General features: G+C 34.6%; 8 protein-coding genes and 1 pseudogene. 2 read left to right on the top strand and 7 right to left on the bottom strand.

Going from position 1 to position 12,728, the window contains the following annotated elements; all coding sequences use genetic code 11:
* Window positions 1–88 precede the first annotated feature (88 nt).
* The 5 genes from EGI22_RS13980 to EGI22_RS13960 form a co-directional block, all read right to left on the bottom strand.
* Window positions 89–1,849, bottom strand: a complete 1,761-nt coding sequence (locus EGI22_RS13980; protein WP_255069081.1) for an amidohydrolase — start codon at window positions 1,847–1,849, stop codon at window positions 89–91.
* An 87-nt stretch (window positions 1,850–1,936) separates the two neighbouring features.
* Window positions 1,937–2,719 (bottom strand): SDR family NAD(P)-dependent oxidoreductase, encoded by a 783-nt coding sequence (locus EGI22_RS13975; RefSeq protein WP_255069080.1) that lies wholly within the window; start codon window positions 2,717–2,719, stop codon window positions 1,937–1,939.
* A 13-nt stretch (window positions 2,720–2,732) separates the two neighbouring features.
* Complete coding sequence (locus tag EGI22_RS13970) at window positions 2,733–3,818, bottom strand: sterol desaturase family protein (protein ID WP_255069079.1); 1,086 nt, start codon at window positions 3,816–3,818, stop codon at window positions 2,733–2,735.
* 3 nt (window positions 3,819–3,821) lie between these two features.
* Entirely contained in the window at window positions 3,822–4,952 is a 1,131-nt protein-coding gene (locus EGI22_RS13965) for an NAD(P)/FAD-dependent oxidoreductase (protein WP_255069078.1), read from the bottom strand.
* 129 nt (window positions 4,953–5,081) lie between these two features.
* Window positions 5,082–5,699: a Crp/Fnr family transcriptional regulator gene (locus EGI22_RS13960; RefSeq protein ID WP_255069077.1), complete on the bottom strand. Its 618-nt coding sequence runs from the start codon at window positions 5,697–5,699 to the stop codon at window positions 5,082–5,084.
* Window positions 5,700–5,834: 135 nt separating this feature from the next.
* On the opposite strand from EGI22_RS13960, the gene EGI22_RS13955 reads away from it, so the two are divergent.
* Window positions 5,835–6,671, top strand: a complete 837-nt coding sequence (locus tag EGI22_RS13955) for a sterol desaturase family protein (protein ID WP_255069076.1) — start codon at window positions 5,835–5,837, stop codon at window positions 6,669–6,671.
* Window positions 6,672–6,727: 56 nt separating this feature from the next.
* Here the strand turns inward: EGI22_RS13955 and EGI22_RS13950 are convergent, their stop codons facing one another.
* Both EGI22_RS13950 and EGI22_RS13945 read right to left on the bottom strand, forming a co-directional pair.
* Window positions 6,728–7,282 (bottom strand): hypothetical protein, encoded by a 555-nt coding sequence (locus tag EGI22_RS13950; protein WP_255069075.1) that lies wholly within the window; start codon window positions 7,280–7,282, stop codon window positions 6,728–6,730.
* A 431-nt stretch (window positions 7,283–7,713) separates the two neighbouring features.
* Window positions 7,714–10,554, bottom strand: a complete 2,841-nt coding sequence (locus tag EGI22_RS13945) for a M14 family zinc carboxypeptidase (protein ID WP_255069074.1) — start codon at window positions 10,552–10,554, stop codon at window positions 7,714–7,716.
* A gap of 344 nt (window positions 10,555–10,898) precedes the next feature.
* On the opposite strand from EGI22_RS13945, the pseudogene EGI22_RS13940 reads away from it, so the two are divergent.
* Window positions 10,899–12,728: pseudogene (locus tag EGI22_RS13940) on the top strand (hypothetical protein); the annotation flags it as partial.

Here is a 12,728-nt window from a genome sequence, read left to right as displayed (position 1 = left end):
TAATTTATCTACCTCACAAACCAATTATTTTCAATTATAAAAAATGCTTTTTGAAAGTAAAGCATTTAAAATTACAAAAAATATAAATCTATTTCGCCTTCCATATTTGATTTCCTGCCACAATCGTCTCCAAAACCTTAATTTTAGATAAATTTTGACTTGGAACCTTCAAAGGATTTTTATCAAGAATTACAAAATCTGCATATTTACCTTTTTCAATACTGCCCAATTTGTCCTCCATGTGCATTTGCCAAGCTGCATCTATCGTCATACTTTTCAGTGCTTGCCAAACAGATACCCTTTCGGCAGGGCCAATCAATGTGCCTGACTCTGTGGTACGATTTACAGAGGTACTTATTAAGCTTAAGGGATTAGGGATAAATTGTGGACTGTCAGCATGAAGTGTATATCTAAGTTTATGATTTACAGCAGATTGTATAGGGAAAATTTGCTCGCTTCTTTCCTCTCCTATAATATCGCTTTTTAGGAAATCGCCATAAAATAATAAATGATTAATATGAAAACTTGGAGAAATATTCATTTTTTTCATGGCCTCAAGTGATGTTTTTGGCAATAACATACAATGTTCTATTCTATGTCGGTATGTATTTATGGGCGATTTTTTATGTACATTTTCATAGGCAGCTATTACTTCTTCCCCCGCAATGTCACCTTGAGAATGAACCGCTATTTGCCAGCCTTTTGATTGGTATTTTTCTATGAGTGTTTCCAGCTCCGACTGCCTCATTAAGCTTTCAGAAGTATGGCCAGGGCCCAAGTGAATATCATTTATAGTAAAATTAGACTGTAAATAAGGTTTTCTTAAAAACATTGAGCCACTGTATGGAGAGCCATCGTACCAAAATTTAAGTCCAAGAATTTTGAAAAAGTCATCACCATTTTCAACATTTTTAGGTAAAAAGCTGTCGTATTCTTTTCTCAAATAAAGAAAAATTCGAGGATTAGGCTGTCTGTTAGGTAACTTTCCAATCAATTGTAAGGCATTGGTTAAGGGTTTTGGCTTTTCTCCAGAAAGGTGACGATATAAGCTTAATATTAGGTCTGATGTATTGGAGAGTCCCATATTTACAACTGAGGTGACACCCATCTGGGCATAATCGTCCAGTACTTTCTGGGTGTTTTTTACAAAGTTTTTCTTAACAATTTCTTGAAGTTTTAAGCGAAGCGGTTCTAAAGCTGCTTGTTCAACTATGCCTCCAGTTAAATTCCCTTTTTCATCTCTTTCATAATAGCTTGCTTTTGAAGGGTCTGGCGTTTTTGATGAAATACCGATTTCTGCAAAAGCTTGAGAATTGACATAAAAAACATGCAATGCTTTAGTAATAATCACAATTGGCTTATCTGGAGCGATAGAATCCAAGTAGGAAATGGTCGGTGATTTAATACCTTTTGTGAGCGGAGGGTCCATGCCGTAAAAGAAAATCCATTCGCCTTTTTGCCCTTTTTTGCAGGCAGCCTCAACTTTATCCCAAACTTCTTTTGGTGTTCGGTGATTTATTCCACTTATATCTACCATATCCGCAAATATTGTGGCAAAATCAAAATGTCCGTGTGGATCAAAAAAACCTGGCATTAGTGTTTTGCCTTTTAAATCATGTAATTCTGTTTTGTTTGAGGTTAATTTTATCAATTCTGACTTATTTCCAGTAGCTATTATTTTTCCGTTTTTCACATATACTGCTTCAGCTAATTCAGTAGAATCCTGCATAGTAATAATCTCTCCTCCAAAATAGAGGGTATCATTGCTATGGTCAAAATCGAAAAAAAAGCAATAATAAATAAGTGATACTATCGCAAGAAGAAATAAGGTCAGGAATATTTTTTTCATTGATTTTTTCAAAAATTAAGAATAAGCTTTTCATTCAAAACCTCTTAGAGGTTTCAACTAACTAAAACAATATTTGCGAACAACGAATTACACCACTTTTAAATCTTTAATAAACCAGTCAAAAAGTGAAGGGGAGATACGTTTCAAAATCATGGCAAATTGCTCCTTCATTCCTCCTATGTATACGTTTTTCTTTTTCGCATGAATAGCTTTCAGAGCTATTTCAGCAAATTCATCTGGTTTCATTCCTGCTGCATTTTGATTGTTTGGATTATAGGTTTTACTAACCGCATTTTTTACAATATTTGTTGCAATAAAACCTGGCATTATATTGCAAACATTTACTTTGTTGCCTAACTCTAATCGCAAGGATTCGAAATAACCGACCGTTCCATGTTTGGCTGCCGCATAAGCAGTTCTATATTTGGTATTAATTTTTCCCATTACAGAGCTTATCACTACAATTTGAGAATTGCCATTTTTTATAAAATGTGGCAATAAAGCTTTAGTTATAGCTATAGTGCCTAACAAATCAATTTCTATAATTTTTAAATCTTCCTCAAAAGGCGTATCAACAGCCAATTCTCGCTGACTTATTCCTGCATTGTTGATCAAAATGTCAATTTTGCCAAATAATGCAATTGCTTTAACAACCTCTTTAGGCAATTCAAGATATTTCTGAATATCTAGTGGAAGAATGGCGGAAGGTATGTGCTGATTTATAAATGATTCTTGGACACGTTTTAGTTCCAAGGTATTTCTAGCAGACAAAATCACTTTTGCACCTTCTTTGTTAAATGCCTTAGCAAGTGCTTCGCCTATGCCTGATGACGCACCCGTTATCCAAACTATTTTATCTTTAAATATCATTTTTGTTTAAAATTTAAGCTTTCAAATGTGAATTATCACAAAATGGGCTTTTTTTACAAAGTTTACAATTACAAAGTTTGTATTCTTTTTCCTTTTTTATCGAAAACTTAGTGGGTTGAAATTTGGTGCCATGATGTGAGCCATCACAAAACGGCTGAGTTTTACTGTAACCGCAATTGCAATAAAGATAATCTCCTTCTTTCAAAACCATCTGTGAAGGTTCCAATTTAGTAGTTTTTTCAAACTTATAGTCTTGGGAAATCTCAGAACCTTGTTTGTCCGACTTGAAAACAGGGTAAAAAACTTGCGAAACCCAAGAGTCTTTTGGATCGTTTGGAAGTCCATAATTGTCTGAATTGGGGAATGCATGGGCAAATTTTGCGGAACCAAACATTTGATCCCAAATAGAAAACATATTTCCAAAGTTTCCATTTGGATGACCTATGTCGTCAATAATGGATTTTGCGTGATGTCCGTGGTGAAAGGCTGGCGTTATAAATATCCTTTCCAGAATTTTTATAATAGGTTTCAAGGATTTTTTTTGGTAAAAAACAGCATCCCATTTGGCATTACTATGCGATGAAATCACGAAGAATTGTTTGATTACTATAGCAGCCGCTACGCCAATTCCCCCACCCAAATAAGTAAAAATGCCAATCCACCAGATATTTGGCATAAATAAGAAAAACCAAACGGCCTCTCTGTAAGAAACCAGAAGCCCCATTTCTTCGGCAGTGTGGTGTGCTCTATGCCATTTCCAAAGCCATTTATACTCATGCGATGAGCGATGATACCAATACTGCGTAAAATCATCGAAAAGAATATAAACCAAACCAGCCAGCCAAATTGGCCATGCTGAGATTGCATTTTCAAGATTTGGAAAAAGAAACTTGCTTAAGCCAAAAGATATAAAAGTAATCAGAGGCTTGGCCACAAACATCAAAAAGCCAAAATTTACAGATTCTACCATTAGGTCATCTTTGGATCTTTTCCAATTGGCATAAAAACCCATTATAGCTTCAAGTGCACTGAAAAATATTAGTATTCCTAATACTAAATAGATTTGATTATCAGCGAGATATCTTAATATATTATCCATTTTTTAAGCTATGTTTTTTTTCGAAATATCATTTGCAATGGCTTTGGCCTCAATTCCGATTTCTCTTAGCATACCAGTTGGCGAAATATAAAAACCACAGAAATACAAACCGTCTTTTCCAAAATTGTTTTGCTTGTTTATTTTAGTATTTAGGTCTGCTATTCTATCGGTATTTTCTGGCAAAAACTTCTCAAGATTGCTTACATAACCGGTTGCGAGTAGGATGGCATCAAAATTTTCGGTTCTATTATCCTCAAAAGTTACCAAGTTTCCTTCTACTTTTTTGATATCACCAAAAGCTTTAATATGCCCTTCACGCATCAATTTTATCGTGCCAATATCTAGCAAAGGAATTCTTTTCTCTTTTTGGATTTGTTCCAATGGGCCATATTTTGATTTCTTCAAGCCAAGTTTGGTGATATCTCCAATTATGAAATTTATCAATGAAGCGTTTAAAGTATCCGCTAACCTTGGTGGAAGTGGAGCTGTTAATAAGCCTAATTGCAGTATTGGAATACCCAATAAATCTCGGGGAAGTACATTTACAGTAGATCTCACGGATAATGATGGAAAAGCTCCATGTTCGTGAAGACAAATGGCTTGTTCGCAGGCTGAATTACCAAATCCTACCACTAAAACTTTTTGACCTTTAAACTCTTCCCCGTTTTTGTATTCAGAGCTATGAATTATTTTTCCGGGGAAAGTTTTCAAGCCATTGAAAGTCGCTTTTTTGGGAGCATTGGTAGAGCCAGTTGCCATTATAACATTTTTTGACTGGTATTTTTCGCCTTTTTTGGTGGTCGTAATCCAATATTCTCCTTCTCTCAATATATCAAAAACTTCTGTCTCGAATACTGGATTTATGTTTTGATTTTTGGCATATTGATCTAAATAATCTACAACTGCATCTCTTGGTGGATAGGTGGGAAGGTTTTTGTCGAACTTTTGAAAAGGAAGGTTTGAAAGCTTTTTGTTGGTATGAAGGTGCAATCTATCGTAATGATTTCTCCATAATTGAGCTACCTGTTTTTGTTTTTCTAAGATGATGTAATCGACGTTTTGTTTTTGAAGGCAAGCGGCAGCGGCAAGTCCAGCTGCACTTGCACCGACTATCACGGTGTTAGTTTTTATCATTTATTATAAGGTTAGGGATACAAATTTAGGAAATTTGCAACATCCTTTGATTTACAAATGATAAGCATTTGGCGTATTTAAAACTTTAGGTCGATTGATTTTGAACAACCGATGCTTCTTAGAATAGCTTTACGGTTTTTTTATAGCAGGTTGGTCTTTAGTTCTCTTGATGATTCTTGACAAAGAAACTGGTGTAATTCCAAGGAAGTTGGCGATATGTTTATTGAACGCCGTTTGGAATAATTTAGGGTTTTTCTTTAAGAGTTCCTCATATCTTTCTTGAGGTTGCTTATCTATCAAGGATTCAATTCTGGAAATCACATTGCTGATTTGGCTTTTGATTTCGTTAATATACATTTTGAAAATTCCAGCATTTTCAAAAGCCAAGTTTTCAAAATTTGATAAATCTAAAAGGAGGATTTTTGCTGGTAAAATGGATTCGATAGTGAACTGCGTAGGTTTATCCGCAAAAAGTGAGTCGTGACAGCCAAAAAAAGTAGGGTTTTGCCTTAGAAAGATATTAATTTCTTCGTTTTCTTTATTAATAAAATACCCTCTAAAGGTGCCATCAAGAATAAACAGCAAGGTTTTGGACGTATCACCACTCTTTATTACAATTTCTTTGTTTTTGATTTCTTTGTAAGTGCAAATACTCAAAAAGATCTCGATTTCTTCTAAACTTAAAAATGGATATTTATCTTTTAGAATTCCAGATATCCAATCTTTTTTTTCTTGGTTGATTTGCATTTTGTTATATTGATGTACTATTTTCTATACAAAGGTTAAGATTTTTTACTTATTTGCGTCAACTTAGAAAAGTAAAACTATTTGTAAAAATATTCCTTTTATTTTTAAGAAAAAATTATTCAAGCTTAATAACCGATGGAAAATATTATAGACTACTTTAAAACTATTCCTACTTTACACCGAACCTTACTTTTGGTTGGTGGAATTGCATTTTTTTGGATTGTAGAATCGGCCATTCCACTTTTTAACTTTAAATATCAGAAAGTTAAACATGCCGGAATAAATATTTTTTTTACAATTACCACCATTGTGGTAAATTTTCCTTTGGCATTTATCCTCGTAAAATCTTCAGATTGGGCCGTTGCCAACGATTTTGGAATAATTAATTGGCTTCCGGATATGCCACTTTGGCTTTATACTATTGTGGGATTAATGGTCTTGGATTTAATTGGTGCGTATTTTATTCATTGGCTTGAGCACAAAGTTAAATGGATGTGGATGTTTCACCTTATACATCATAGCGATCTCAATGTGGATACAACTTCAGCAAACCGCCATCATCCAGGTGAAAGCGTATTTCGATTTGTTTTCACTACAATAGCTGTCATTATAACGGGAGCACCTATGTGGATGGTGTTTATGTATCAGTCGCTTTCGGTGGTTTTGTCACAGTTTAATCACGCCAATATTTCTTTACCAAGGTGGCTTGATAATGCTATAAGTTTTGTAATTGTAAGCCCTGATATGCATCATACGCATCATCATTATACACAACCCTACACGGATAGCAACTACGGAAATATCTTTGCCATCTGGGACAGGATTTTCGGAACTTACAATTTTATCGAAAGGAAAGACTTGGTCTACGGTATTGATACTTACATGGATCCAAAAGAAAACGAGCATATTTCTCCACTTTTGAGAATTCCATTTGAAAGCTATCGACCACCAGTTGGTTCTAAGTTTGATTAATTTTTGTATAGATAATATTGCAAAGACACTTTTTCGAAAAGAAGGAGTGTCTTTTTTTATTTCATTATTTTTTCCAGAATCGAATAGAATTTTACTTTTATGAGGAAATTGTTAATGGGATGTTTGTTGGCCAATTCAAAAACGTCATTAAATAAATTATCGAATTCTTCATTCTGGGGAATTTCTAGTTTTTCAATTTGATTTGTAAAAAACTCATTATTGTTATACTCTGAAATAGATTTATTTTCAAGCCATCTTTCTGAATATGAAAACCATAAGCTTCTAATTTTTTCACTAGAAGGGATGTCTGTTTTTATAGCAATGTTTGCTTCTTGATTAGTTAATGTTATTATGTTTTTTGTACCGTCTTTCCTTTCAATAATATTAGTGAAAAATAGCTTTTTTTTTGCTGCTAATTGGTTTAGCTCTAATTCAGTTTTCAGGTCTAATTCTAAAATACAAATATCGAGACCTAGTTCTAAATTATATCTTCTATAAAAAGATTCTTCTTTTCTAAAATAGGAATATTCTGTTTCAATAAACCCTAGATCATCAACTAAACTCGCCTTCCCAATCTGGAAATCTTCAAGTGAATAATTAATAACTTTCATTTTATAGGGTTTGGTTTATTTTATTATTGTTGTATTTAAACAAAATTAATTACTAACATTTGAAATTTATTATAAAACAATATAAGTGTTTGAAATATGCTAGATTATTTAGAAATAAATTATTAGACGGCAGCAGATGTGGAAAAGTTACATTTTCTTTCATGTTTTTTTGCAGAAAGTTTTAAATACTAAGCATTTAGCTTCTTGTGAGTTTTTTTATGTGTTTGTGAAAGAGTTTTTATTTTAGGTCTTAAGGATAAAAAAAGATTTACAATTTGATTTCAGAATTCTCTCAAAAAAAGTAAAAATCATCAAAGAATATAAATAGAGGTAAAGTAAGGTTTAAGAGCTAAAGTTCTCTATAAAAAAACGCAAATATTGTCATTTTGGAGTGACTAATATTTGCGTTTCTAGGTTTTTTCTTTTGGAAATTATTCTTTTACAAATTTTAAAGTTTTTCTTTTTCCATCAGCCTCAATTATTACCAAATATAATGCGGGAGAATAGTTTGCTACGTCAATGCCGTACCCACTATAGTCATCTTTTAGCAAAGTTTTAAACTTTTCATTTCCTTTTGTATCAGTTATAGTTATAAGAGAATTTTTGCTAGACTGACCCTTAAAATCAATAAACAATTCTGAGCTGGTTGGATTAGGGAAAATGATAGCTTGCAGATTGGTTACATCTACCTCTTTGTCAGTGCTAGTTGAAATTTTTGCTCCAGCTAAATCTTGAATATTTGCTGTAGCTGAAACAATATTTACAGTATAATCTTCTACCTCGCCGTAAGTAAAAGTTTCGCATGAAGTTGGGTAGCTACCGTATTTCATCGAGATTCTTATTCTTGTTTCTCCCAATCGGGCAGTCTGAGGTATTGTGAAAGTTTTATTATAATTTCCAATTCCAGTTGTGGATTGTCCCACTATTTGTTCCCCTGAGTCCAAGAAGTCGCCATCTTGGTTGTAGTCTATCCATGCTCTCCAATATACTCTATATAGAGAACTAGTATACCCAGGAGAAAAAGTCACCGTATTAGAAGTGCCTCTTGTCAGATTAGTCATTGTAGCAGTTCCGTTATAGTATCCGGCATCAGCACCAGATGTTCTTGTGATAGTTCCAAGTTTAAAGTAATCTATCCAAAAGAAGCTTACATTATTTCCTTTGCTTGTACAGTAATTGATGGTTGGTATTGCAGTTGTAAATTGATTGTTGGTGTAAGTTGAGTTTCCAGTAGTACAGTTGGTGCGGACACGTACATCATAAAGACTGTTTGCCGCCAATCCAGCTAACGAATAACTGGTAGAGTTGTTGGTATTCGTGGCTGTGATCCAAGTACTGCTAGTTGCCAATTTATATTGTACCTGGTAGTTCGTTGCACTTACAACTGCCGACCAACTTAACAATCCACTGTTTGATGTAATGTTTCCTATCGCTATAGTTCCAGGGCTATCACAAGGTAAAACCGTCGAAAATGATCCACTACTAAAAGAGTTACAAATATCAGTTCTAACTCTCCAGTCATAAGCAGTTCCCGGTACTAAATTTGAAATATTAAATGTTGTACCTGTAACTGAAATTTCTCCTGACCAAGTACCGCTTGATGCAGCTTTGTGAGATAACAAATAACTTCCTGCTCCTGGCACACTAGACCAACTTGTATTAGCCGAATTGGTCGTTAAAGATGTAGTTTGAAGGTTGCTCGGAGTAGCACAATCATAAATTATAGTAACAGTTTTTGTAACAGGAGAATGTCCATTATCCAAGGTCAATGTAAAATCAATAGATGTGCCAATTGGTGTTGAAGGAGACAAATTAAAAGCCAAAGCTCCAGAAGAATTTTGAAACAAATTCATATTGTTAAACGACTGACTTCCTGAAAGCGGTAGTACATAAGGATTGGTACTACCAATACTAACTGAGTAACTTGGATTTCTCAAACTAGAATTAATTACATTAAAAGGAATAACACCATTAAGTGTTGAAATTGTAGCTGGAGCTGGAGTAGTCAATTCGGCAAATTTCGATGAAAGCTTTAGGATTTTTCTATTCATTTGTAAAGTAGATTCACAGAGCGGTATAATACGACTTTGGGCAGGATAAAAGCCGTCAGTTGAGGCTCCAACCTCAGGCGTAAAAGAATAAATTTTGTTTTTGGTAGTTTGTTCTCCATATTTCCAATCGTCACCACCGCCATTGGAGGTATAGTTTACAGTTTGCTGTGCATTTCCGTGCGTAAACCCATTCTCAGCAGTCAAATACCCACCCATCTGTTGAAAAAGGGGCAACTCAGGATTGCTATTTGTCGCAATATGACTGTAAGGATATATGCAATAATTGCCATAAGAATGGAAATCCATAGATGCAACAAAATCATGTGAATTACAGAAATCTCTTATGGTTTGGGTTTCAGGTTCTGAAAAAGCACTTGTGCCTCGGTAAGTTTGCGAGCTAGTAGTAGGCGAGGAACCGGTATTGTTATACCCCCATAGATATCCATAGTTTCTATTAATATCCACGCCCAAAGTACCATCTCCGTTGTTTCTTCTATTTTTACGCCACATGCCACCTCCGTTGGGATTGGTATTCAAATTTGTTTGATATCCGTCAGGGTTTACCATAGGCACAATATACATTTCAGTGCTGTTTAACATGGTTGTTATGTCTTGGTCAGTGCCGTAGTTTTCTAAAACATGCCACATAAAATAGACCAATTGAGACAAACTCATAGGTTCTCTTGCATGATGCACGGCATTCAAAAATAGTTCTGATTCTGGTTCGTCTATATCTGCATTATCGCTAATCTTTACCATATAAATCGGTCTTCCCTCAATAGTTGTACCGATAGAGGTTTTCGCGGATATTAGGTTTGGGTAAAGTATTCGCATTTGATCTAATATATTGTGGAGTTCAGTCATTGTGTAAAATCCTCCATAAGAACCCAAGTTAAAATTGGAAGGAGTTGCTGCAGTTCTTAGATTCCGACTTGCTTTTTTGTCTATTTCTGCATTTATTTTTGGAATATTTTTCTCTAAATCCTTTATTAAATATTTAAACTTAATACCATTTTTCTTTAATAATGAAATGTCATTATCAGAAAGTTCAGCGGTAAACGCACCATTTTCGAGATGAAAGTGGTCTGCCTCCAGTCCTTTTGAAAATAAATCCTCGATTTGTTTATTAGTAATCTTGGAATTGATACGATGATATTTTTGAGCTTGAGACACTGAAAAAATCATCGAAAAGATTAAGATAAGTAGTAAATTTTTTTTCATAATTGTTTTATTTTTATTCAATTTTCAGAAAAAAAAAATTAACAATTTAACAAAAAATAAAGAAGTTATCCAAGGGCTACATGAATAAAGTTGAAGGAAAAATTTGTAGCTCAATACTCTGTGAGCAATTGTTGCTTTTAATAATTTTATAACAGAAATTATTTTTTTGGCATGAGCTTCCATTAACGTCAAAATTCTCAAATGTTAGAAAATGATGTATCCTTTAAATAAGATTGTTGGTAAATGAAACTAATTTGTATCCGCTTGATAATTAGATTTAAAATTTTGAACTGAGGGGCATATTATTTGGGGCTTTCACTTGAAAAATTAAATCTTTTTCAAGTATGTCAATATTTACCTCTAACAAAAAAAAGAAATTTATACTCCCAAAAATTCTTTTAGGTTTTTTACTTTTTTTTGGATTTAACAATCCTTTGCAAGCTCAAACAGGAACTTTTAGCTGGTGGAATGGCACATCAGGACAAACTTGGGCCTACACTGACGTTTCAAAAACATTTCCAATATCTTGTGGTCCAGGTTGCACAGTGAACGTTACTATGACGATTGTCGACCCAAATAACAGGAATGCAGATAACAATATACTTAATCCTCACCCTTACGGAGATGTTGCCAATTCATGCGGTTGGGGAGCTACTGGGGGTTCTACATTTGATGATCCATGGGATTCATCTTGTGGGGCTGGAAATCCCTTCAGTTCGGGTGGTTTATCAACAGAAACTTCAGGTGCTTATGGTTTAGGTTTTTTGACTTATGCCATAAAAACTTTAAATCATTTAGAAAATGTAACCATTAGATATACTTTTTCTAAACCAGTATTTATGAATAATTTTACTGTTGGTGATATTGATGGTAGAACGTTAACGCAAGATAGGAATGATAATTTATTCGGTATTCCAACTTTAGATGTAAGAGAGTTACCTGGTAATTCCTTTCAAGACGAAATGATTTTTTCTGCGGCTGGCCCTTCAGGAAATGTACCAGTTACATTAACACCTGGAGTAACTCCAAATTTGATGATTATAAGTGGTCAAACTGCAAGGTCTGTCTATAATAATTCAACAATAAACTTAGCACCTACAGATGGAAGAGGAACAATTACAGTTAGTACTTCACAGGCAATAACCTCTTTAGATATCACATATTCTAATGGTGCTGAAGATGCTGCTGAGGAGCAAGCTAATCCAGCTTGGTATTCATGGTGGAGTTCAACCCATGGTGCTACAAATGGGGTTTCAGATGATCAAGCTGTTCGCTTATCTGGTTTTACTTTTACTGCCTGTCCTGATTTTACTTTTACCAAAACTGATGCTACAGTTTGTGAAGGTCAAACAGCCAATATTGGAGTTTCAACCTCAAACGGAACATCTCCTTATTCTTATAGTTGGACAGGACCTAATAGTTTTACAAGTACACTTCAAAACCCAAGCATATCAAATGTGACTTCGGCTGAGGCTGGAGTTTATACAGTTTTAGTAACCGATGCTGCAACATGTTTTTTTACCGCAACAGCCTCGATTACAGTTAATGCATTACCTGTTCCTAATCCTGGAACTAACTCTCCAGTTTGTGTAGGCCAAAATATAAACTTAACTTCTAGTGGAGGTATATCTTACCAATGGACTGGGCCGAATGGTTTTTCTTCCAATTCTCAAAATCCAACGATTAATAATGCAGCCTTAAACCAAAGTGGTAATTATGCGGTTACTGTAACCAATGCTTTAGGATGTACAGCCTCAGCTCAAGTTGCAGTTAGTGTAAATCCATTACCAACACCAGCAGCGGGAAATGATTCACCAGTTTGTGAAGGTGGTACGGTTAATTTAAACGCTTCAGGTGGAACCTCATACAGTTGGTCTGGACCTGACGGATTTAGTTCAAATTCTCAAAACCCGCAAATATCCAATATAGCATTGATAGCTGGAGGTATTTATACTGTTACAGTAACCGATGCCAATGGTTGTACTGCCACTGCTCAAACTACTGTAACTGTAAATCCATTACCAAATCCAATCGCTGGAAATGATTCACCAGTTTGTGAAGGTGGTACGGTTAATTTAAACGCTTCAGGTGGAACCTCATACAGTTGGTCTGGACCTGACGGATTTAGTTCAAATTCTCAAAACCCGCAAATATCCAATATAGCATTGATAGCC

The sequence above is a fragment of the Lacihabitans sp. LS3-19 genome (assembly GCF_024343575.1).
GTDB lineage: Bacteria > Bacteroidota > Bacteroidia > Cytophagales > Spirosomataceae > Leadbetterella.
The sequence above is the reverse complement of the archived record's forward strand: the minus strand, read 5'-3'. Positions and strand labels throughout refer to the sequence as shown.